This window comes from Falsiroseomonas sp. (assembly GCF_030695085.1).
Taxonomy (GTDB): domain Bacteria; phylum Pseudomonadota; class Alphaproteobacteria; order Acetobacterales; family Acetobacteraceae; genus Falsiroseomonas.
In genome coordinates this window covers 1-21,122 of record NZ_JAUYTS010000082.1, presented here as the reverse complement: position 1 = coordinate 21,122, position 21,122 = coordinate 1, and the positions used below count along the sequence as shown (strand labels likewise).

Sequence of the window (21,122 nt, the reverse complement as noted above, 5' to 3'; positions counted from 1 at the left end):
CGCAGCCGCCGCTGCAGCCGCCGCCGCGGCCGCGGCCGCCGCTCGCCCGCCGGAGCCGGGCCGCCCGACGTCACCGCCCGCCCTGCCCAGCACCGGCTCCGTCACCGGCCTGCCGCTGCCGCGCTTCGCCTCGCTGCGCTCCGACGAGGTGAATATGCGGGTCGGGCCTTCCACCAGCTACCCGATCGAGTGGACCTTCCAGCGCCGCGACCTGCCGGTGCAGATCATTGGTGAATTCCAGCTCTGGCGGCGCATCCGCGATGCGGACGGGGCGGAGGGCTGGGTGCATTCCTCCACCCTCGCCGGCCGCCGCACCGTACTGGTGCGCCCCGCCGCCACGCCGGAGGCCACGCTGCGCCGCCGGGCGGAGGAAGCCGCCGCGGCCGTCGCCCGCATCCACCCCGGCGTCATCGCCCGCATCCGCGCCTGCGATGCCGGCGCCCCCTGGTGCGAGGTGCAGGTCGCCACCCATCGCGGATTCCTGCGCCGGACGGAGCTTTGGGGTGTGGGACTCGAGGAGGAGATCAAATAGGCTCCCGCCATGCCCGAAGATGCCCCCAACCCCGCCACGCACGATATCGGCGGCGCCGCCCGCTTCCGCTGCACCCCGGTGGAGCCGGATGACGAAGCCCCGCCGGACGCCTTCGGCAAGCGCGTGGACGCGCTGCGCCAACTGCTCGCCCAGCGCGGGCTGATGACGGTGGATGAACTGCGCCGCGGGGTGGAGGCGATCCCGGAGGCCGAATACCACGCGCTCGGCTACTACGAACGCTGGCTGCGCTCGATCTCCGGACTGATGCTGGAGAAGGGCGTGGTCAAGGCGGAGGATCTGCGGCCATGACCAGCTACACCGCCCATTTCACCCCGGGTACCCGCATCCGCGTGAAGGCGGACTACCCGGAAACCCGCGGCCCCTGCCACATCCGCACGCCGCATTACCTGCGGGGCCGCGAAGGCGTGGTGGAACGCCCGCTCGGCGCCTTCCGCAACCCGGAGGATCTGGCCTTCGCCCGTCCCGCCGCGACCATCCCGCTGTACCATGTGCGGTTCGACCAGAAGGGCATCTGGAACGAGGGAGAAGCCGGGGACACGGTGCTGGTCGAGCTGTACGAGCATTGGCTGGAGCCCGCCGCCTGATGGCGCACGCCCCGCACCCCGAAAACGTGGCGCTGCTGGCGCGCTTCACCGCGGCGCTGGCCGCCGCCGGCCTCGTGACCGAGGACCAGATCGCGGAGCAGATCGCCCGCACCGACCGCGCCAGCCCGCGCATCGGCGCCGCCATGGTGGCCCGCGCCTGGACCGATGCGGGCTACCACGCGCTGATGCTGAAGGATGGCAGCGCGGCGGCGGAGGCGATGGGGATTTCCATGGTCGGCGCCCCGCCGCTCGGCGTGCTGGCGGATGCGCCGGGGCTGCATCACCTGGTCGTCTGCACCCTGTGTTCCTGCTATCCGCGCGCCGTGCTCGGCTACCCGCCGCATTGGTACAAATCCGCCGCCTACCGCGCGCGGGCGGTGCGGGACCCGCGCGGCGTGCTGGCCGAATGGGGCACCACCCTGCCGGAAGCGACGCAAATCCGCGTGGTGGACAGCACCGCCGATTACCGCTGGATGGTCCTGCCCACGCGCCCCGAGGGCACCGCGGGCTGGGATGAGGCGCGGCTGGCCGCGCTGGTGACGCGGGATGTGCTGGTCGGCACCCGCCTGCCCACCGCCTGATCCCGGCGATCACGGCTGCGTGTGGGTTGCCACCGTTCTGGTGGCGCGTGCGTTGCAGCACGAACTCACAACGGGATCGTAAACAATGCCGACAACGCGCTTCGCCCCCTATGCGCCGCAGCTGCTCTCCGTCCTGCGGATCATGGCGGGGCTGCTGTTCCTGGCCCATGGCACGCAGAAGCTGCTCGGCTTCCCGGCGGGTGGCGGTTCGCCGGCGATGATGTCCCTCGGCTGGTTCGCCGGCGTGATCGAGATCGTCACCGGCATCCTGATCACCATCGGCCTGTTCACCCGCCCGGCTGCCTTCCTTGCCTCCGGCACCATGGCGTTCGCCTATTTCATCGCCCATGCGCCGCGGGATTTCTTCCCGGTGAACAATGGTGGCGACGCGGCGATCCTGTACTGCTTCGTCTTCCTGTATTTCGCCGCGGCCGGCGCCGGGCCGTGGAGCGTGGATGCAAGCCGCCGCGCGGCGTAGCCTGCATCCAGGCTTCGGCTGTCAACGGAACGGCGGCGCGTAGAGCAGGCCGCCGCGTGACCAGATATCATTCTGCGCGCGCGGCATGGCGAGCGGCGTGGCCGGGCCCAGATGGCGATCATAGATCTCGCCGTAATTGCCGATGGCGCGGATCGCATTCAGCGCCCAGGCGGGATCGAGCCGCAGCGCCTGGCCGATCTCCGGCACCGCGCCGAGCAGGCGGCGGATGTTCGGGTCCTGCGAGGTCTGGCGGAGCTCCGCGGCATTGGCGGCGGTGATGCCGCTTTCCTCCGCCTCGATCAGCGCGAAGGTGTACCAGCGCGTGATCTCGAACCAGCTGTCGTCGCCGCGCCGGACATAGGCGCCATAGGGCTCCTTCGAGAAACGCTCCGGCAGCACCACCCAGTCGCCGGGGTTGGGCAGGGATGAGCGCATGGCGGCGAGGCCCGCGGCATCGAAGCCGAAGGCATCGCAGCGGCCGGTGGCCAGCGCCGAGCGCACCTGCTCATTCTGCTCCAACAGAAGCGGCGTGAAGGCCAGGCCCTTACTGCGGAAGAACTCGGCGGTGATCTGCTCATTCGTCGTGCCGGGATTGAGGCAGATGGTCGCGCCCGCAAGCTCCTCCACCTTGGCGACATTCGCATCCCGGCGCGCCATGAAGGCGTGGCCGTCGTAGAAATAGGGCGTGACGTAGCGCAGGCCGAGCGTCGTATCGCGCAGGGTGGTCTGCGTGCTGGTCAGGAACAGCACATCGACCTCACCGCTGCTCAGGGCGGTGAAGCGCGTGGCGAAGGACAGCGGCACGAAGCGCACCTTCTCGGCATCGCCGAGGACAGCGGCCGCCAGCCCGCGGCAGAGATCGGCGACGATCCCGCGATAGGTGCCGCGGCTGTCCACCGTGGTGAAGCCCGGCGTGGTGGTGTTGACGCCACAGGCAAGGGCGCCCCGCTGACGCACCTGGTTCAAGGTGGGCGACGGCCCGGCCGGCTGGGCCACCGCACCCGCGGAAGCCAGGCAAAGCGCGGCCGCGGCGAGCGAGGCAAGCAGGGATGGCTTCGGCATGGCGGTCATTCTCCCAGCCTCCGGCGCAGATGCGCCGGAGCGGCAATACGCATTGAAGTAATGATGTTTTACCTAAACGCTATTCGGCCGGTTAACTAGGCTGATGCCTGGCGCAGTGGATGGGGATGCGCCGGCACCCTGGGCAACGTGGCCTATGCAGGACTCCGGATCTGCCCCAGCCGGCCAACCGGGCCGGTGAGGTGTCGCCGCGCCCGCCACAGCAGCCAGGCGACGATCGCCACATTCATGCCGTTCCAGACCATGCCATTCAGGAAGGCCATGGCGTAGGTGCCGGTCCAGTCGAACACCACCCCCGAAAGCCAGCCGCCGAGCGCCATGCCGAGCAGGGTCGACATCAGCACGATGCCAACCCGCGTGCCGGCCTGCCGCGCCGGGAAATACTCCCGCACGATCACGGCGTAGCTCGGCACGATGCCGCCCTGGAACAGGCCGAACATGGCGGAGATCAGGTACAGCGACACCAGGCTGTCGAAGAACAGGTAGAAGGCCAGCGCCACCGCCTGCAGCATGGAGCCCAGCAGCAGCGTTGCCAGCCCGCCGATCCGGTCCGCGATCAGGCCGGACACGATGCGGGAGACGATGCCGCAGGCCAGCATCAGGGACAGCATCTCCGTCCCCCGCGCTACGCCGTAGCCGAGGTCGCCGCAATAGGCGACGATATGCACCTGCGGCATCGCCATGGCGACGCAGCAGCCGATGCCGGCGATGCACAGCAGTGCGGTCAGGCTGTTCGGGCTCATCCCCAATGGCCGCGCCGTGGCGGGCGGCGGCGCGCCGGCCACCAGCGGCGCCACGCGCAGCGCGGGCGCGCGGGCGCGCAGCAGCAGGGCCAGCGGCAGCATGGTGACCAGCAGGCCGATGCCCACCAGCACATGCGCCATCCGCCAGCCCTGCGCCACGATCAGCGCTTGCAGGATGGGCGGCCAGACCGTGCCGGCCAGGTAGTTGCCCGAGGCCGCCAGCGCCACCGCGATGCCGCGCCGCCGCCGGAACCACAGGGATGCATCGGCCATCAGCGGCCCGAAGGCGGCCGAGGACCCCAGCGCCCCGATCAGCACACCCTGCGCCAGCGCGAAGGCCAGCAGGGTGGGCGCCATCGCCGCCAGCACATAGCCGCCGGCCAGCATCACCGTGCCGAACAGCACCGGCACCATGATGCCGAAGCGGTCCGCCAGCCGTCCCATCAGGATGCCGCCGGTGGCGAAGCCGATCATGGTCAGCGTGTAGGGCAGCGCGGCCTCGGCCCGGGTCGCGCCGAATTCCGCCTGCACATAGGGCAGCACCACCACCACGGACCACATGCCGGCGCCGCCCAGCGTGGCGAGGCCGACGATGGCCGCCAGCCGAATCCAGCTCTGCCGGCTATCCAGCACCGCCTCCGCCGGATCGGGCTTCATGCCTCGGGTCCGAAGGTGACGAAATCCGCCAATGGCGCGCGCTCCGTCACCAGCCGGTTGGCCGGTTCGTCCGGGTCGGCGAAGCCGAGCGACATGCCGCAGACCAGCACCTGCTCCTCCGGCAGTGCCAGCACCCGGCGCACCACATCATGCCGGTCGCACCAGGCGGCCTGCGGGCAGGTATCGAGGCCGAGGCCGCGCGCGGCGAGCATGATGGATTGCAGGAACATGCCGAAATCCAGCCACGACCCCTGCTCCAGGTCGCGGTCGATGGTGAAGAACAGGCCGATCGGGGCGCCGAAGAAATCGAAGTTCCGGGCGCGCTGCGCCGCCGCCCCCGCCGCATCGCCGCGCGCCACGCCGACCATCTCATACAGCCCGAAGCCCACCTTGCGGCGCCGGGCCAGATAGGGCTCGCGCCAATTGCGCGGGTAGTAGTGATACTCCCGCACTGCCTCGATGCCGGCGGCGTTGGCGGCGTGGACCTCCGCCGTCAGCCGCGCCTTTTCCGCCCCCTGCGTCACCCGCACACGCCAGGGCTGGATGTTGGAGCCGGAGGGCGCGCGGGCGGCGGCGGCCAGGATGCGCTCCAGCATTTCGCGCGGCACCGGGTCCGGCCGGAAGCCGCGCAGGCTGCGGCGCGTGGCCAGGGCCTCGAACACATCCATGGTCTGTCGCGTCCTCCGTTGCCCTGCATCCTGTCCTCTGCGCGGGTCGCAGGCAATTCGCCAGGGGTGGGTGAGTCGCGTGCATGGTGGGTGAAATATTCGCTTTCCGATTGAGTAACCTCTGACGCAGGATGCGGCCGCCATGCGCCGCCCCCCCTTCCTTCTCGCCGCCCTCGCCCTCCCGGGCCTGACTACGGCGGGCCTGACCGCGGCGGGCCTGACCGCGCCGGGGCTCGCCAACGCCCAGGCGGCCGATGCGCGCCCCAGTGGCGGCAGCGTCGTCGCCGGCCAGGCGAGCATCAGCCAGACGGCCAGCCGCACCCAGGTGCAGCAGGGCAGCGATCGCGCGGTGATCGAATGGCAGCGCTTCGATGTCGGCGCCAACCACCAGGTCGATATCCGCCAGCCCGCCGCCACTTCCTGGTCGCTGAACCGGGTCACCGGCGGCGATCCTTCCGCCATCGCGGGGCGCGTCACCTCGAATGGCGGGGTGGCGCTGGTCAATCCGGCGGGGGTGCTGTTCCACCAGGGCGCGCAGGTGGATGTGGCGGCGCTGATCGCCACGACCTCCGACATCACCAACCAGAATTTCCAGCAGGGGCGGATGGTGTTCGATGGCGCGCCGCGCCCCGGCGCCCGCGTCGAGAATCGCGGCAGCATCACCGTGGCGCAGCAGGGCCTCGCCGCGTTGGTCGGCCCCCAGGTGGCCAATTCCGGCACGATCCGCGCGCGCCTCGGCCGCGTCGCGCTGGCGGGGGGGGAGGCCTTCACGCTGGACCTCGCCGGCGATGGCCTGCTGTCGCTGGATGTGACGCGCCAGGTGGCCACAGCCCCCTCCGGCGCCACCGCGCTGGTGACGCAGACAGGCAGCATCGAGGCCGAGGGCGGCAGCGTGCTGCTGACCGCCCAGGCCGCCTCCGGCGTGCTGGAGACCCTGGTGCAATCCGGCGGCAGCACCAGCGCCGCGCAGGTCGCGCTGCGGGCGCAGGGGGGCGGCGTGCGGATCGATGGCGCGCTGGCCGGCCAGGTGATCGAGGCCACCGCCAGCGGCACCGTCCACGCCACCGCCACCTCCCGCATCAGCGCGCCTGGCGGGCGCGTCACGCTCGGCGCCGGGGCGGAGAGCCGCATCGGCGCCCCTTCCCGCCTCGCCGCCCGCACGGTGGTGGACCGCGGCGCCCGCATCGATGCGCCCGGCGGCCAGGTCATCGTCCATGCCGCGGAACGCACGGAAATGCGCGGCGCCATCCGGGCGCAGGGCGGCACCATCGAGGTCTCCTCGCGCAACGCCCTCGCGCTGGACGGGCTGCTGGACGCGGCCCAGGTGCTGGTGGACCCGTTGACGCTGCGCGTGGTGGAAACCCTGTCCGGTGCCACCGAACCCGCCGAGATCACCGCCGCCACCATCGCCGCCGTCACCGGCGCGCTGACCCTGCAGGCGGAGCAGACCATCCGCGTCGAGACCCCGGTGTTCAAGGATTTCGGCCCGCTGACGCTGGAGACCACCAACCCCACCGCCGCCCCCGGCCAGGGCATCGAGATCCTGCGCGCCCTGACCGTGACCGGCGACCTGATCCTGCGCTCGGCCGCGGACATCATCCAGGCGGCGACCGGCGCCACGCTGAATGTCGGCACGCTGGAGGCGCATAGCAGCGGCGGCGCGGTGCGGCTGAACGCCGCCGCCAACCAGATCCGCGCCATTGCCGGCGGCAGCGCGGCGACGCGCTTCGACGTGAACAGCCTGCTCGACATGTCGGTCGATGGCCCGCTGGCGGCCGCCGATATCGCGCTGTCCACGCCGCAGAGCCTCAGCCTGTTCGCTCCGGTCTCGGCCAGTGGCGGGTTGGACCTGTTCGCCCTGCGCGGCACCACCCAGCAGCACAGCGGTGCCGCGCTGTCCGCCGGGCTGCTGCGGGTGGATTCGGCGCTGGGCGAGGTGCGGCTGCAGGGCGTGGGCAACCGCGTCACGCAGCTCGGCGATGCCTTCGCCCCGCGCGGCCTGTCCCTGGTGAATGACACGGCGCTGGAGGTGGTGGGCAATGTCAGCGCCGGGCTGCTGTCCCTCACGCTCGAACAGGGCGATCTGATCCAGTCCGGCACCTCCCGCCTGGTGGCGGAGACCTTGCAGGTGCTGGTGCCGGAAGGTGCGGTGCGGCTCGATGGCACGCAGAACCAGATCGCCGAACTCTACGGCCAGGCCGGCGACGCGCTGAGCCTCGCCACCACCGGCGCGCTGATGCTATCCGCACCGCTGAGCGCGCCGGAGGTGACTTTGCGCCTCGGTGGCGGGCTGACGCAGGACCAGGGCAGCCGGCTGACCACGCTGCGCCTGACGCTGGATGCCGGCGGCGCCGTGGCGCTGTCCGATCCCTCCAATGCCGTCGCCACGCTGGGGGCGATCCGCAGCGACGGCGCCTTCCATCTCGCCACCTCCGGCGCGCTGACGGTGCTGGACAGCGTGACGGCGCCGGAGGTGACGCTGGCGGCGGGCGGCGCCTTGCAGGCCCGGGCGGGATCGGCGCTGCTGACGGGCGGGCTGGCGATCCGCGGCGGCAGCGTGGTGGTGGAGGGTGGCGGGCACCGCTTCGGCGTGCTCGGCGCCAGCGGCGCCAGCGGGGATTTCCGACTGGCGGTGGGCGATGCGCTGGCGGTGCAGGGCGCGCTCGGCGTCGGCGGCGCGCTGACGCTGGAGGCGGCTTCCCTGTCGCTGGGGGCGCCGGTTTCCGCGGGCAGCGCCACGCTGCGGGCAAGCTCCGGCGATATCGCGCAGACCAGCACCGCCGCCGTCACCACCACGCGGCTGCTGGCGGAAGCGCCGGGCGGGCAGGTGCGCCTGGCCGAAGCCAGCAATGCCGCCAGCCTGCTCGGCGGCCGCGCGCTGGGCGATTTCGCCTTTCGCGGCAGCGGCGATTCGGCGCCGGACCCGGTGGCGGGGCTGCAGGCCGCCCGCCTCGCCCTGCAATTCGGCGGCAGCTTCAGGCAGGATTCCGCGGCGGCCGCCGGGGTGGTCGCGCCACGGCTGGACATTGCGGCCGGCGGCAGCGTGGCGCTGGCCGCCGCCAGCAACAGCATCGGCGAGACCGGCGCCGTCACCGCCCCGGGCGGCTTCGCGCTGCGGACCGATGGCGACCTGCTGCTGACCGAATCGCTGGCGACGAATGGCGTGCTGGATCTGGCGGCTGGCGGCAGCCTGACCCAGACCCTCGGCGCCCGGCTTTCCGCCGCGCAGCTACGCGCCCGCGGCAGCCAGGTGGTGCTGACGGAACCCGGCAATGCCTTCGCGGCGCTCGGCGCCAGCCAGGCCACGGGCGATTTCCTGCTGGCCACTGGCGGCGGGCTGGCGCTGCAGGGGCAGGTCTCCGCCGGGGGCACCCTGTCCCTGCTCGCCTTCGACACTATCGGCCAGGCGGCAACCGGCGCCGGGCTGGCGGCGCCGGTGCTGCTGGTGCGGTCGATCTTCGGCAGCGTCACCTTGCAGGGCACCGGCAACAGCTTCGCGGCGCTCGGCGCCAGCGGCGCGGCGGGGGATTTCGCCGTGGCGCAGGAAGGCCCGTTGGCGCTGCGCCTCACCGGGCCGATCGCCGCCCCCAACCTCGCCTTCCGCACCGAAAGCGGCCTGACCGATGTGGATGGCGGCGCGCTGCGCGGCGCGGCGCTGCGGCTGGAGACGGATGGCCCGGTGCGGCTGGACGGCCCCGGCCATGCCATCCAGGCCGTGGGCGGCCGCACCGGCAGCCTGGCGCTGGCGGTCGAGGGCGCGCTGGAGGTGACGGATACGCTGACTGCGCCGGGCGCGCTGAGCCTGTCCGCCACCTCGCTCGGCCTGCTCGCCCCGGTCGCCGCCGGCTCCGCGCAGTTGGAGGCGACGGAAGGCGACATCACCCAGACGCTGCGTGGCGCCGGGCTTTCCGCGACGATGCTTTCCGCCCGCGCCATGGCCGGGCAGGTGCTGCTGGATGGGCAGGGCAACCGGGTGGCCGCACTCGGCGCCGGCGCCGCCTCGGGTGGCTTCGCCCTGGCGCAGGAGGGTGGCGCGCCGCTGCGGCTGGCCGCGCCGATCACGGCCGGCACCATCTACCTCCGGGCTGAGACCGGCATCCTGGACAGCCCCGGCGCCACGCTCGCCGCCGGGCTGCTGCGGCTGGACACGCCGGGTGCGGCGATCTTCGGCGAGACCCACGCCATCAGCCGCATCGGCGGCCAGATGGGCGCGCTGACGCTCGCCAGCAGTCAGGCCCTGGCGGCGGCGGAGGCGCTGGATGTGCTGGGCGCCCTGTCGCTCTCCGCCCCCACGCTGCATTTCGCCGCCCCGGTGCAGGCCGGCGGTGCAACGCTGGCGGCGCTGGCCGGGGACATCACCCAGGCGGCGGAGGGGGCCGGGCTGGGCATCGGCAGCGGCGGCCTGCGCCTGGCCGCCAGCGGCGCGATTGCGCTGGAGGGTGCCGGCAATGCGGTGCCGCTGCTGCTGGGCGCCCGCGCGCAGGGCACGCTCGGCCTGCTCGCCGCGGGAGACATGGCGCTGACCGGCACCGCCAGCGGCGCCGATGTGGTGCTGCGCGCCGCCGGGGCGATCCGGCTGGATGGTGCGGTGCTGGAGGCGGATCGCGGCGTGCTGCTGGCCAGCCCGCAGGGCTTCACGGCCGGCGCCGGCAGCCGGCTTCTGGCGCGCGATGCCGCGCTGCTGCCGGTGCTGATCCTGGACAGCCGCGCCGCCGGGCTGGCGGCGCTGCCGGCGGGGCTGGCGGCGGATCTGCCCGGCCTGGCACCGTCCCAGCAGGCGACCCAGCTCGCCAGCTTCGGCCCGGTGCGGGCGGCGCCGGCCGGTGCGGCGGTGTTCAGCCTCGCGGCCGGGGATGCGCCGGTCTTCCTGCTGCTGGACGGTGCCGCGGTGCTCGGCGTGCTGGATGCCGGGCGGCTCGGCGTGCTCGGCCAGGGCGGGTCGGCCTTCATCCTCGGCACGCTGGGCGGGGTGGGCGGGGAAGCCGCGGCACAGCTGGTCGCCGTGCCGGCGGGCGTCTCCGGCTACCTGTTCAACAACTGCGTCATGGCGGCGGCCACCTGCAGCGGCGCGCCGCCGATCGTGGACCCGCCCCCGGTCATCGATCCCCCCCTGGTGGAGCCGCCGATCATGCCCCCGGTCGTGGTGCAGCCGCCCGTGGTGCAGCCGCCGGTGGTTGAGCCGCCGGTGGTTGAGCCGCCCGTGGTGGTGGTGCCGCCCGGCATCGCGGCGCCCGTGGTGGCGCTGGCCGCGGCCGATGCGGCGCCGCGCCTGGCCGAATGGGATCTGCGCCATGGCGTGCCGACCGTGCTGGCGCCCCCCCGGCGCGAGGAGGAGGAGGAGTAGCCGGCCGCCTCAGCGCCAGTCGGCCAGCCCCTCCAACAGCCCGCGCAGCATGCCGGCGCCTTCGGTCACGCCGTCCATCCGCAACGGGCGTCCGGCCGCCGTCCCGGGCGCGGTGGCGAAGCCGACACGGTCCTGTGCCAGCTCCGCCGCCGAGATCCGGCCATCGCCATCGTAATCCAGGCTTTCCATCAGCAGCCGGGCGGCGAGGATGCCGGCCAGCCCGCCCGCCCCCACCGCGGCCGCGACGCCATCCTGCGTCGCACCTTCCTGCACCGCGACGACCCAGGCGGCCCCGCGCAGCAGCCGGGCGAGTTCGGCCACGGAGAGCCGGCCATCGCCGCTGACATCGGCCTGCGCGACGATGGCGGCGGCGCAGGCGCCCGGCGTGCCGCTGCCGCAGCCTTCCTCCAGATGTTCCAGCGCCGCCAGGAAGGCGGCGCCCTCGCCATGCACCGCGGCGAGCGCCACGGGCGGCGCCGGGCAGCGATGCCAGGGGGCGACGACGCTGTCTCCCGGCAGGCGATCCTCCCGCAGCTTGGCCTCCGGCTCCGCGGTCTCCAGCCCCTGCGCGGTGGGACGCAGCATCAGCCGCGGTGCCTCGGCGCCGCCGGCGGTGCCGATGGTCCAGCCCTCCTGCACGCGGATCTGGCGGAAGCGGTACAAGCGGGCGGGTTCCTGCGCCTCCAGCCGCGCGGCGGCGCGGGCGGTCAGCAGCAGCATCGCCTCCGGATCGGCGCAGGCGCCGGTGAACCAGGCGCCGCGCAGCGCCTCGGGCACGGCCGCCGGGGTGGGTTGCGTCTCGGCCTGGGCCGCCGAGGCCAGCAGCAGTGCGGCGGCCAGTGGCCGGAGCCAGGTGCGGAAGCGGCTCATCGGATCTCGATCTCCTCGCCCTGGCACAGATTCACCCCGGGGCGCGTCACCTCCCGCCCATCGCGGAACAGCACCACCAGGTCGGCGATGCAGGCATCGCCATCGGGGGCTTCCAACTCCAGGCTTTCCCCCACCCCCAGCACATCGGCGCCGAGCCGGTCGACGCCGCGCGGCTCGCCCGCCGGGGCGGCGTAGATCTCGATGATCGGCAGCGTGCCGGCGTTGCGGAGCTTCAGCAGCGGCGCCTCGGTGGCATCCGGATCGGCCGGCGCCGGGTCCATCCCGCCGGTCGCGGCGACCACCGGTTCTGCCCCCAGCACCCAGCCCGGCGCGAGCAGGATGCGCGGCGTGGTGCAGAGGTCCAGCTCCCGCCGTTCCTCCGCGCCGCCATTGGGGAAGACGATGCGGATATCGGCCTGGCAGGCAGCCTCCAGCGTCACCATCGCCTCCTCCCCCACCGGCAGCGGGTCGGCGAGGCGGTCCGGCCCCCAATCGGCATCCATGCTGGCCGAGACATAGACCTCCTGCACCGTCTCCAGATGCTGGTTCACCAGCACCAGCGTATGGACCACCGGGGGCGGCAGGGTGCTGCGGTCGAAGGCGACGGCGCGTTCGGCACAGAGGTCATGGCGGCTGCGCACCTCCTCCCGCGCATCGGCATAGACGGCGCGCAGGTCGAAGACGCACTCACGGGTGCGGAGGCGGAGCGTGAAGCTGCCGCCGGCCGCGATCGGCTGGTCGCCGAGGCGATTGACGCCCCAGCCCTCCAGGCCGTTGGGGCTGGCGTAGAGCTCGCGCAGCGCCACCTCCGCGCGATTGGTGATGGCCGCGTCGCGCCGCGGCGTCGCCGGGTCGCCGAAGACCAGGCGCGGGGTGCGGCAGATATTCACCGCGCTGCGGCTTTCTTCCTGCCCATCCTGCCAGACCGCCACCACGTCGAAGGTGCAGCCGGCGTCTCGGCTGAGCCTGATGCGGAAATTGCCGCCAGGCGCCAGCGCCGCGTCGCCCAGCCGGTTCGCGCCGCGATCCGCCGCGGCGGGCGGCGAAAGGTACAGCTGGTCCAGCTTCAGGTCGGTCTCGTTCTGCACCGTCACCTGGCGGGTCGTCGCGGCCTGCTGCGCCTCGGCCGGGCGCGCCGGGCCGAGCGCAAGAAGCAACACCCCAGCCAACGGCCAGGCCCGAAGACCGCGCATGCCCATGTGATCCCTGTACGAGAAGGCCGGAGAATGCGGAGGCGCGGGGCCACGTGCAAGGGCAGGCCGGCTTCAGGCTGTTTCGATCCTCATCCCCCCGGCAGCGCATAGGCGATGACATGGTCGCCGGCCCGGGTGCCGAGCGAGCCATGACCGCCGGCCACCACCAGCAGATACTGCCGGCCATCCGCGCCGGTATAGGTCATCGGCGTCGCCTGGCCGCCGGCCGGCAGGCGGGATTCCCAGAGCTGCGCGCCGGTGGTCACGTCATAGCCGCGCACGTAGTCATCCACGGTGCCGGACAGGAAGGCGACCCCGCCGCGGGTCAGCAGCGGCCCGCCGAGGCTCGGCACGCCCATGCGGAAGGGCAGCGGGATGGGCGACAGGTCGCGGACGGTGCCGTTGCGGTGGCGCCAGACGATTTGGCCGGTGGTGAGATCGGCGCCGGCGACGGAACCCCAGGGCGGCTGCTGGCAGGGCAGGCCGATCGGCGACAGGAAGGGGTACATCTCCACCGCATAGGGCGCGCCGAAATTCTCGTTCAGCGGCGGCAGGGCGCCCTCCGGCGGGCTGTCACCCTGCACGTAGAGCGAGGTGCTGTCCGCGCGGGGAATCAGGCGGGAGACGAAGGCGAGGGAGGCGGGGGTGGTGAAGGCGATCTGCCGCTCCGGATCCACCGCGATGCCGCCCCAGTTGAAGACGCCGAAATTGCCGGGATGGATGATGGAGCCTTCGAGCGAGGGCGGCGTGTAGCGGCCTTCGTAGCGCAGCCGCCGCAGCTGGATGCGGCAGGCAAGCTGGTCGAGCAACGTGGCCCCCCACATCGACCGTCCCTCCAGCGTCGGCGGGTTGAAGCTGAGGGCGGAGACGGGTTGCGTCGGCGCCGTGAAGTCACCCTCCACCGCGCCCTGCGGCACGGGCACTTCGCGGATCGGCAGGATCGCCTCCCCGGTGCGGCGGTCCAACACATACAGGTCGCCCTGCTTGCTGGGCTGCACCAGGGCCGGCACGGTCTGGCCATTGATTGTGAGGTCGATGAGCGTGGGCTGCGACGGCACGTCGTAATCCCACAGATCGTGGTGCACGGTCTGGAACACCCAGCGCAGGCCGCCATCGGCCAGGTCCAGCGCCACCACGGCGGAGGAAAAGCGCTCCACATTCTCACTGCGATTGCCGCCGAACTGGTCCGGCGGCTCGTTGCCGAGCGGCACATAGACCAGGCCGAGCGCCGCATCGACGCTGAGGATCGACCAGGCATTGGGCGAATTGGCGGTGTAGAAGGCCTCCGGCGCGATCGGCGCCGTGGTCTCCGGCGCGCCGGAATCCCAGTTCCACAGCAGCGCGCCGCTGCGCGCGTCGTAGCCGCGGATCACGCCGGACTGCTCGGTGGTGGAGACGTTGTCGAGCACGGTGCCGCCGATCACCAACACGCCATTGGCGACCACGGGGGGCGAGGTCGAATAATAGCCGCCCGGCCGGACGTTGGGCATGTTGGCCCACAGGTTGATCTGCCCGGTGCCGTCACCGAAATTGCTGCACACCGCGCCGGTTTCGGTATCCAGCGCGATGACGCGGCCATCGGCGGTCGGCATGAACAGCCGCGCGCCGCATTCCACCGTCGTCGCGCCCTCGGTGGCGATGGGCAGGCCGGGCACGGCGGCGCGCGCCCGCGCCACGCGGTCCTGGTTCAGCGGCGTCGGCGGTGCCGCCGCGGCGTCCACCGCCGGCAGCCAGCCGAGGCCACGGCAGGTCAGGTGCTGCAAGGCCAATCCACCCAGGATGTCGGGCCGGTAGCGCCAGATCTCGGCGCCGGTCGTGGCATCCAGCGCAATCACCGCCTGGTGCGGCGTGCAGAGATACAGGCGGTTGCCGATCTTCAGTGGCGTGACCTGGAAGGTGGTCTCCTCCGGCTCCCCGGGCTGGCCGCGCACATCGCCGGTGCGGTACTGCCAGGCCACTTCCAGCCGCGCCACATTGGCCGGCGTGATCTGGTCCAGCGGCGAGAAGCGCTGGCCGAATCCGGTGCGGCCATAGGCATGCCATTCGCCATCCGGCACGGCATCCGACACGGCATCCGATGCGATGGCGATGCGCGGCCCCGGCAGCGCGCCCGTGATGTCATGCGGGTCGCGCAGCATCGCCAGCGGCGCGGTGACCAGCGCCGCCAGCAGCGCGAGGCTAAGCGCCGCGCCGGCGCCCCGCAGCGGGGTGGTCCCGAGAGGACGGGTGATCCAGGGCATCAGCAGCAGCAGCCCCAGCACCGCCAGCAGGCCGCCGCGCGGCGCCAGCGCCCACCAATCCATGCCGACTTCCCAGATCGCCCAGCCCAGCGTGCCCACCAGCAGCAGGGCGAAGATCACCAGCGCGGCGTCCTGCCCACGCCACAGCAGCACGCCGCAGGCCAGCAGGGCGAGGCCCGCCAGCAGGTAGAACCAGGACCCACCAAGCAGCACCAGCCAGGCGCCGCCCCCCGCCAGGCCCAGGCCGAGCAGCAAAATGAGCGCCGCCATCAGGCGGGGCAGCAGAAGAGGGCTGGATTGGGGCATGTTGGCGGCTCCGGACCGGTTCCATCGCCAACGTCACAGGCGGCGAAGGTTTCCCGCCCTCAGGGCCGGCAGGCGCCGACCAGCAGCGCGAGCAGGTCTTCCGCCACCTCCGCCCCGCGCGGCTCCGGGTGCCACAGCTCGCTGCGCGGCGCCTCCGCCCGCAATGTGCAGAAGCCGTGCACCCCGGCCCAGGCGAGCGTCAGCCGGGCGCGCAGCGCGCGGTCATCCGCGCCGGGCGCAACCGCCCGCATGGCCGCGTCCAGCGGCGCCCGGGACTGGCGCGAGGCGTCGTTCCAGGCCGGGTCCTCGGGGTCGATCAGGTCGGTGCGGAACATCAGGCGGAAATGCGCCGGATTCTCGCGGGCGAAGGCCATGTAGCCACGACCGGTCGCGGCCAGCCGCTCGGCCGGGCTGGCATCCTCCGGCAGCGCGGCCAGCGCGGCTTCCATGGCACCGCGCAGGCGCTGCGCCTTTTCCGTCGCGAAGGCGGTCATCAGCCCCCGCTTGTCGCCGAAATGCGGCGTCGCGGCGGAATGGGAGACGCCGGCGCGGCGGGCGCATTCGCGCAGGGAAACCGCCTCCGGCCCGCTTTCCTCGACGATCTCCGCCACCGCATCCAGCAGGGCGCGGCGCAGATCGCCATGGTGGTGGCGGCCGCGGGTTTTCGGGGTGACGGACATGGCGGGAGTCTGCCCCTCGCGAATGAACTTGACAATGGTCAGATCGCCTTGCGAAAAACTGACCACCGTCAAGTTTAAGGCCGCCGCCATGCCCCTCGAAACCGTCTTCTCCGCCGCCGGCGCCATCGCCATGGCGGGCTGGCTCGCCTTGCTGGTCGCGCCCGGGCGGCGCTGGGCGAACTGGCTGCTGGCCGGCCTGGCCATCCCGGCCCTGCTGGCCGCGCTCTACACCGTGCTGCTGGCCACGCATTGGGGCCAGGCGGAAGGTGGCTTCGGGTCGCTCGCGGAGGTCGCCGCGCTGTTCCGCAACCCGGGCCTGCTGCTGGCCGGCTGGGTGCACTACCTGGCCTTCGACCTGTTCCTTGGCGCCTGGATCTGCCGGCGCGGCACGGCGGAGGGGGTGAACCCCTGGGCGCTGCGCCTGTGCCTGCCGCCCACATTGCTGGCCGGGCCGGCGGGGCTTCTGCTGTTCCTCGGGCTGCGGTTCACCACCGGGGCGTTGCGGCGATGAGGGCCCTCATCACGGAACTGCACCGTCGGCAGAACCTGCTGGCCTGGGCCGGCTGGGTGGCGCTGGGCTGCCTGCTGGGCAGCCTGGCCGCCATGGCGGTGGACCCGCGCCAGATCTACGGCGGCTCGGTCTGGATCAAGCCGGCGAAATTCGCCGCCTCCTTCATCCCCTGGTTCTGGACCCTCGCCTGGGCCTGGGGCGTGCTGGCGCCAGCGGCGCGGCGCGGGGGGCTGGCCGGGCTGGTGCTGTGGGGCACGCTGGCGGCGGCGGGTTTCGAACAGGGCTGGATCACCTTCCGCGCGGCGGCGGGCCTGCCGAGCCATTTCGCGGCCGACCCCTTCGGGCAGATCATGTTCTCCCTGATGGGGTTGGGGGCCACGGTGCTGGTGGCGCTGGCGGCGCTGCTCGGACTGCTGGTGTTGGTCCGTGGCGATGCGGCGCAGCCCCGTGGCTGGCGGCTGGCGTTGGGGCTGGGCCTGGTGGTGGCGGGCGTGCTCGGCGGCGTCACCGGCTTCGCCATCGGCGGCGCCGGTGGCCCGATCATCGGTGGTCCCGTCATCGGCGGCAGCTTCACGCCGGGCTTGCCGCCCTTCTACTGGTCACGCGATGGCGGCGATCTGCGGGTGGCGCATTTCCTGGCCATCCACGCCATGCAGGTGGTGCCCGGCTTCTGGCTGCTGACCCGCGCCTCCGCCTGGCCCGTGGGTGTTGTGACGGCGGCCTGGGCCGGGCTTTCGCTGGCGGCGCTGCGCCTGGCGCAGGCGGGCGTGCCGCTTTCGCCGTAAGGGTGCCATCATCGGACGGCACCGTGTCAGCAATGCCCGCCGAATCGCCCCTGCTCCGCCGCGCCCTCTTCGCCCTGCTGGTCGCGGCGATCGCAAGCTTGCTTCTGGTGCTGCTGCTGCGGGCGCTGCTGCCCGGCGGCATCAGCGCGCTGGAATGGGCGATCCTGGCCTGCATCGGGCTGACCACGCCCTGGGCGGCGCTGTCCGCGGCCAATGCGCTGGTGGGCCTGGTGATCCTGCTGCGCGCGCCGGACCCCGCCGCCGCCGTGCTGCCCGCCCTGGCCCGCGCCAAACCGGGCCCGCCAAACTCCATCACCGCCCTGCTGGTCTGCCTGCGGAATGAGCCGATGGAGGCAGTGCTGCCGCCGCTGACCACGCTGTTGCAGGGGCTGGACCAGCACGGCGCTGCCGACCGCTTTCGCCTCTGGCTGCTTTCCGACACCCAGGACCCGGAGGCCGTGGCGGCGGAGGAAGCGGCGATCCGCCCCTTCCTTGCGGCCCACCCCACCGCCCGCTACCGCCGCCGCGCGGAAAACACCGGCTACAAGGCCGGCAACGTGATGGACGCGCTGGACCACCACCTGACGGAGGAGACGTTCTTCCTGACGTTGGACGCCGACAGCGTGATGACGCCGGCCGCCGTGCTGCGCCTGGTGGCGGTGATGGAGGCCGACCCGCGCCTCGGCATCGTGCAGCAGCTGATCGTTGGCCGCCCGGCGACGGCCGCCTTCCCGCGCCTGTTCCAGTTCGGCATGCGCGCCGGCATGCGCGCCTGGGCCACCGGCCAGGCCTGGTGGCAGATGGATGCCGGCCCCTATTGGGGCCACAACGCGATCCTGCGCGTCGCCCCCTTCCGCGACCACGCGAAGCTGGAGCCGCTGCCCGATGGCAGCCGCATCCTGAGCCACGACATGGTGGAATCCGTGCGGCTGCAATCCGCCGGCTGGGCGGTGCGCTGCCTGCCGGCCGAGGAGGGCAGCCTGGAGGCCAATCCGCCAGCCCTGCCGGAATTCCTGCGCCGCGACGAACGCTGGGGCGCCGGCAACATGCAGTATGTGCATCTGTTCCGGGTGCCCGGCATGACCTGGCTCGGGCGGCTGCAACTGGCGCAGGCGATCCTGCTGTTCCTCGGCGCGCCACTCTACGTGCTGGCGCTGATCCTCGCCGCGGCGAATGGGCTGACCGGCGGCGGCGCGGGCACGCCGATGGGGCTGCTGGCGCTGGCCATCCTGGCGCATGGGCTGTGCTACTTCGCGCCGAAGCTGGCGGGCTATGCCCAGGTGCTGCTGCAACCCCGCCTGGCCGAGACCTATGGCGGCCGCGCCGCCTTCGCCCGCGGCGCGCTGGCGGAGCTGGTCTTCATGCAGCTTTTCGAGCCGCTGTCGAACCTCAACAAGGCGATGTTCCTGGCGCTGCTGCCCTTCGGCGCCCGCCCCGGCTGGCTGCCGCAGAACCGCGCCGATCGCGGCGTGACCTGGGGCGATGCGACGCGGATGCTGTGGCCGCATACCGTCATCGGCCTGCTGCTGACCGCGGCCTTCGCCAGCCTGTCCTGGTCCGCCCTGGCGCTGGCGCTGCCCGTCACGGCGGGGCTGATCCTGGCCGTGCCGCTCTGCGTGTTCACCGCCGATCCGCGCCTGTCGGCATGGCTGCGCGCCCGCGGCATCGCCGCGACGCCGGAGGAGCTGGCGCAGGGCGCGCCGGTCCTCCGCACGACGGCGCCCGCGCCGCGGCGGGGGGACGGCGGCTTCCCGGTTCCCGCCTCGAACTAAAGCGGCCGGAACCCCGGCGGCACCGCGATCCCGGGATTCTCGGCGAATAGCCGCGCCCAGGCCCGCCCGGCGATCTCCTCCGCCTCCCGCACCACGCGCGCCTCATCCATCGTCAGCACCACGCGGTCGCGCATCACCCAGGCGCCATCGACCATGACATCGTCGATATCCGCCGCCTGGCCCTGATGCACGAAGACGGCAACCGCGCGCAGGAAGGGCGCCAGATGCGCGCGGCCGGTCCGTAGCATCACCAGGTCCGCCAGATTGCCCTCCGCCAGCCAGCCGCCATCCGTCACGCCCATGGCGCGGTAGCCGTTGCGGGTTGCCCAGCGCAGCGCTTCCTCCGGCGTCGGGCTGCGACCGTCCTGGCGGCGGATGCGTTCCATGAACAGGCCGGTGCGCATCACCTCCACCATGTCCTCCGCCATGTTGTCGGTGCCCATGCCGATGTTGCAGCCGGCCTGTTCCAGCTCGCACACCCGCGGGCTGAGGCCGCGCCGCGCGGCGATGGCGGCGTTGAAGGCGACGTGCACCTTGTGCCTGCCGAGGATCTTCTCCTCCAGAGGCGCCATGCAGCGGCAATGCGCGGCGACCAGCCGCTCGTTCAGGAAGCCGATGCTGTCGAGGTATTCGCTCGGCAGCATGCCGCGATGCGCCTGCACCGCCGCGACCTCGCCCCAGATCTGGTTGAGGTGGATGGTGCAGACCGCATCCAGTTTTCGGTTCAGGGCGTCCACCGCCTTCAGCAGTTCGGGCGAGCACATATCCGGCGCCCAGGCGGCGATGCCGACCTGGATGCGGCCCCGGCCCGCGCCATGCCAGCGGCGGTGCAGCGCCTCCATCCGCGCCAGCCCGGCCTGGCCCAACGCCGCGTCGCGGCGGAAGGCGGCGGGGTCGCCGATGCCGGCGCCGGCCCGGTCCCAGCAGCGTTCCGCCAGCACCATGCGCAGGCCGGTCTCCACCATCTGCTGTGCGTAATCCTCGATGCCCGAGGCATCCTCCAGCAACGCCGTGGTGCCGGAGCGGATCGCCTCCAGCGCGCCCAACTGGCACATCACTGCCTGTTCGGCCGGCGCCAGCCTGGGCAGCGGAATCGGCGACAGGCCGCCGCAGAAGGGCGGATTATGCGGCGGCGAGAGATCCTCGAACACGCCGCGCGCCAGCGTCATGCCGAGATGGGTGTGGATATTGGCGAAGCCGGGAAACACGACGCGGCCGCTGCCATCCACCGTCTCGGCTTCGGGGAAGCGCGCGGCGAGCTCCGCATCCGGGCCGATGGCGGCGATGCGATTGCCCTCGATGGCAAGCGCCGCGGCGTAGTGGATGGTGCCGGCCTCGTCGCCGGTGACGATGGTGGTGTCGCGGATCAGCAGCGTCATGGTCGCGGTTCTCCCCTATCCCCTTCCGCCCGCCAGCCGCGCCGCATCGGCGCTGCGGCCGAGGCGCAGCATGGCCAGGCACCCCAAGGCCGGCCCCAGCGCCAGCACGGCGAAGGCGCCGCCCCAGCCCAGGGCGTGCACCATGGGCGGCATCAGGTGGATCGTCACCAGGGTCAGTGCGAAGCCCAGGCTGGTCTGCACCGTCAGCATGGTACCGGTCAGCCCCGGCTCCGCCAGTTCCGCCACGCTGGCAGAGAACTGCGCCGAATCCGCCACCACGGCGACACCCCAGACCAGGCCGAGCAGCATCACCAGCGCCGGATGCAGCCCGAAGACCGGCCCGGCCAGCAGGCAGCAGGCGCCGGAGACGGCCATGGCGGCCACCGTCACCCGCACCCGCCCGATACGGTCCGCGGCCAGCCCGGCCGCGACGGAGCCCACCGCGCCCACGGCGATGACGGCGAAGGTGGCCAGCGCCGCCTCGCTGGCCACCGGCCCACCGGTGCCGCGCCAGGCGGCGAAGCTGGCGGCGAAATACAGGCCGATCCAGGCCCACATCGCATACAGCTCCCACATGTGCCCGAGATAGCCGAGCGTCGCGAGCCGCGTGCCCCGGTTGCGGAACAGCCCGAGCGCCGCGGCGGGCCGGAAGGGCGGCGCCGGGGCATGGCGCGGGCCAAGCCGCACCAGCCCCACCA

General features: G+C 72.8%; 17 protein-coding genes and 1 pseudogene. 9 read left to right on the top strand and 9 right to left on the bottom strand.

Annotation, left to right across the window (positions count from 1 at the left end):
- The 5 genes from Q8S40_RS09970 to Q8S40_RS09955 form a co-directional block, all read left to right on the top strand.
- Nucleotides 1-532, top strand: a 532-nt coding sequence (locus Q8S40_RS09970; protein WP_305670255.1) for an SH3 domain-containing protein, incomplete at its 5' end; no start/stop codon positions are given.
- Between the two features lie 9 nt (nt 533-541).
- Nucleotides 542-841, top strand: coding sequence for a nitrile hydratase (locus tag Q8S40_RS25185; protein WP_370690697.1), 300 nt, complete (start codon nt 542-544; stop codon nt 839-841).
- Complete coding sequence (locus tag Q8S40_RS25180) at nt 838-1,137, top strand: SH3-like domain-containing protein (protein ID WP_370690696.1); 300 nt, start codon at nt 838-840, stop codon at nt 1,135-1,137. The genes Q8S40_RS25185 and Q8S40_RS25180 overlap by 4 nt, the downstream gene beginning before the upstream one ends.
- Nucleotides 1,137-1,718, top strand: a complete 582-nt coding sequence (locus tag Q8S40_RS09960) for a nitrile hydratase subunit alpha (RefSeq protein WP_305670254.1) — start codon at nt 1,137-1,139, stop codon at nt 1,716-1,718. The genes Q8S40_RS25180 and Q8S40_RS09960 overlap by 1 nt, the downstream gene beginning before the upstream one ends.
- A gap of 85 nt (nt 1,719-1,803) precedes the next feature.
- Nucleotides 1,804-2,196: a DoxX family protein gene (locus Q8S40_RS09955; protein WP_304808353.1), complete on the top strand. Its 393-nt coding sequence runs from the start codon at nt 1,804-1,806 to the stop codon at nt 2,194-2,196.
- A 21-nt stretch (nt 2,197-2,217) separates the two neighbouring features.
- Here the strand turns inward: Q8S40_RS09955 and Q8S40_RS09950 are convergent, their stop codons facing one another.
- The 3 genes from Q8S40_RS09950 to Q8S40_RS09940 form a co-directional block, all read right to left on the bottom strand.
- Nucleotides 2,218-3,258: an amino acid ABC transporter substrate-binding protein gene (locus Q8S40_RS09950; RefSeq protein WP_305670253.1), complete on the bottom strand. Its 1,041-nt coding sequence runs from the start codon at nt 3,256-3,258 to the stop codon at nt 2,218-2,220.
- A gap of 152 nt (nt 3,259-3,410) precedes the next feature.
- The gene (locus Q8S40_RS09945; protein WP_305670252.1) at nt 3,411-4,676 is read right to left on the bottom strand and encodes an MFS transporter; all 1,266 of its coding nucleotides are present in this window, start codon (nt 4,674-4,676) and stop codon (nt 3,411-3,413) included.
- Nucleotides 4,673-5,344 (bottom strand): nitroreductase, encoded by a 672-nt coding sequence (locus Q8S40_RS09940; protein WP_305670251.1) that lies wholly within the window; start codon nt 5,342-5,344, stop codon nt 4,673-4,675. The genes Q8S40_RS09945 and Q8S40_RS09940 overlap by 4 nt, the downstream gene beginning before the upstream one ends.
- A 142-nt stretch (nt 5,345-5,486) precedes the next feature.
- Between Q8S40_RS09940 and Q8S40_RS09935 the strand changes: the two genes are divergently transcribed.
- Nucleotides 5,487-10,688 (top strand): filamentous hemagglutinin N-terminal domain-containing protein, encoded by a 5,202-nt coding sequence (locus Q8S40_RS09935; protein ID WP_305670250.1) that lies wholly within the window; start codon nt 5,487-5,489, stop codon nt 10,686-10,688.
- 9 nt (nt 10,689-10,697) lie between these two features.
- Here the strand turns inward: Q8S40_RS09935 and Q8S40_RS09930 are convergent, their stop codons facing one another.
- The 4 genes from Q8S40_RS09930 to Q8S40_RS09915 form a co-directional block, all read right to left on the bottom strand.
- Complete coding sequence (locus Q8S40_RS09930) at nt 10,698-11,558, bottom strand: hypothetical protein (RefSeq protein WP_304815253.1); 861 nt, start codon at nt 11,556-11,558, stop codon at nt 10,698-10,700.
- Nucleotides 11,555-12,751 carry a hypothetical protein gene (locus Q8S40_RS09925; protein WP_305670249.1) on the bottom strand — a complete coding sequence of 399 codons (1,197 nt, stop codon included), beginning with the start codon at nt 12,749-12,751 and terminating at the stop codon, nt 11,555-11,557. Before Q8S40_RS09925 ends, Q8S40_RS09930 begins: the two co-directional genes overlap by 4 nt.
- A gap of 89 nt (nt 12,752-12,840) precedes the next feature.
- Nucleotides 12,841-15,261: a membrane-bound PQQ-dependent dehydrogenase, glucose/quinate/shikimate family gene (locus tag Q8S40_RS09920; protein WP_305670248.1), complete on the bottom strand. Its 2,421-nt coding sequence runs from the start codon at nt 15,259-15,261 to the stop codon at nt 12,841-12,843.
- A 95-nt stretch (nt 15,262-15,356) separates the two neighbouring features.
- The gene (locus Q8S40_RS09915; RefSeq protein WP_305670247.1) at nt 15,357-15,977 is read right to left on the bottom strand and encodes a TetR/AcrR family transcriptional regulator; all 621 of its coding nucleotides are present in this window, start codon (nt 15,975-15,977) and stop codon (nt 15,357-15,359) included.
- Nucleotides 15,978-16,065: 88 nt separating this feature from the next.
- On the opposite strand from Q8S40_RS09915, the gene Q8S40_RS09910 reads away from it, so the two are divergent.
- Genes Q8S40_RS09910 through mdoH form a run of 3 tightly spaced genes read left to right on the top strand, consistent with a single transcriptional unit; the run spans nt 16,066 to nt 19,045 of the window.
- Nucleotides 16,066-16,488: an ABA4-like family protein gene (locus Q8S40_RS09910; protein WP_305670246.1), complete on the top strand. Its 423-nt coding sequence runs from the start codon at nt 16,066-16,068 to the stop codon at nt 16,486-16,488.
- Entirely contained in the window at nt 16,485-17,273 is a 789-nt protein-coding gene (locus Q8S40_RS09905) for a hypothetical protein (protein ID WP_305670245.1), read from the top strand. Before Q8S40_RS09910 ends, Q8S40_RS09905 begins: the two co-directional genes overlap by 4 nt.
- Nucleotides 17,274-17,305: 32 nt before the next feature.
- A complete protein-coding gene (gene mdoH, locus Q8S40_RS09900) occupies nt 17,306-19,045 on the top strand; it encodes a glucans biosynthesis glucosyltransferase MdoH (protein ID WP_305670256.1) in 1,740 nt (579 codons plus the stop codon).
- On the opposite strand, the gene Q8S40_RS09895 is transcribed toward mdoH, so the two are convergent.
- Together Q8S40_RS09895 and Q8S40_RS09890 are read right to left on the bottom strand one after the other, a co-directional pair.
- Entirely contained in the window at nt 19,042-20,424 is a 1,383-nt protein-coding gene (locus Q8S40_RS09895; protein WP_305670244.1) for an amidohydrolase family protein, read from the bottom strand. The two genes, mdoH and Q8S40_RS09895, sit on opposite strands and share 4 nt — an antisense overlap.
- A 15-nt stretch (nt 20,425-20,439) precedes the next feature.
- Nucleotides 20,440-21,122: pseudogene (locus Q8S40_RS09890) on the bottom strand (MFS transporter); the annotation flags it as partial.

Excerpts from the sequence above, each read along its gene's own strand:
- Q8S40_RS25185 (WP_370690697.1), top strand. The coding sequence starts at position 542 with ATGCCCGAAGATGCCCCCAACCCCGCCACGCACGATATCGGCGGCGCC.
- Q8S40_RS25180 (WP_370690696.1), top strand. The coding sequence starts at position 838 with ATGACCAGCTACACCGCCCATTTCACCCCGGGTACCCGCATCCGCGTG.
- Q8S40_RS09960 (WP_305670254.1), top strand. The coding sequence starts at position 1,137 with ATGGCGCACGCCCCGCACCCCGAAAACGTGGCGCTGCTGGCGCGCTTC.
- Q8S40_RS09955 (WP_304808353.1), top strand. The coding sequence starts at position 1,804 with ATGCCGACAACGCGCTTCGCCCCCTATGCGCCGCAGCTGCTCTCCGTC.
- Q8S40_RS09950 (WP_305670253.1), bottom strand. The coding sequence starts at position 3,258 with ATGCCGAAGCCATCCCTGCTTGCCTCGCTCGCCGCGGCCGCGCTTTGC.
- Q8S40_RS09945 (WP_305670252.1), bottom strand. The coding sequence starts at position 4,676 with ATGAAGCCCGATCCGGCGGAGGCGGTGCTGGATAGCCGGCAGAGCTGG.
- Q8S40_RS09940 (WP_305670251.1), bottom strand. The coding sequence starts at position 5,344 with ATGGATGTGTTCGAGGCCCTGGCCACGCGCCGCAGCCTGCGCGGCTTC.
- Q8S40_RS09935 (WP_305670250.1), top strand. The coding sequence starts at position 5,487 with ATGCGCCGCCCCCCCTTCCTTCTCGCCGCCCTCGCCCTCCCGGGCCTG.
- Q8S40_RS09930 (WP_304815253.1), bottom strand. The coding sequence starts at position 11,558 with ATGAGCCGCTTCCGCACCTGGCTCCGGCCACTGGCCGCCGCACTGCTG.
- Q8S40_RS09925 (WP_305670249.1), bottom strand. The coding sequence starts at position 12,751 with ATGCGCGGTCTTCGGGCCTGGCCGTTGGCTGGGGTGTTGCTTCTTGCG.
- Q8S40_RS09920 (WP_305670248.1), bottom strand. The coding sequence starts at position 15,261 with ATGGCGGCGCTCATTTTGCTGCTCGGCCTGGGCCTGGCGGGGGGCGGC.
- Q8S40_RS09915 (WP_305670247.1), bottom strand. The coding sequence starts at position 15,977 with ATGTCCGTCACCCCGAAAACCCGCGGCCGCCACCACCATGGCGATCTG.
- Q8S40_RS09910 (WP_305670246.1), top strand. The coding sequence starts at position 16,066 with ATGCCCCTCGAAACCGTCTTCTCCGCCGCCGGCGCCATCGCCATGGCG.
- Q8S40_RS09905 (WP_305670245.1), top strand. The coding sequence starts at position 16,485 with ATGAGGGCCCTCATCACGGAACTGCACCGTCGGCAGAACCTGCTGGCC.
- mdoH (WP_305670256.1), top strand. The coding sequence starts at position 17,306 with ATGCCCGCCGAATCGCCCCTGCTCCGCCGCGCCCTCTTCGCCCTGCTG.
- Q8S40_RS09895 (WP_305670244.1), bottom strand. The coding sequence starts at position 20,424 with ATGACGCTGCTGATCCGCGACACCACCATCGTCACCGGCGACGAGGCC.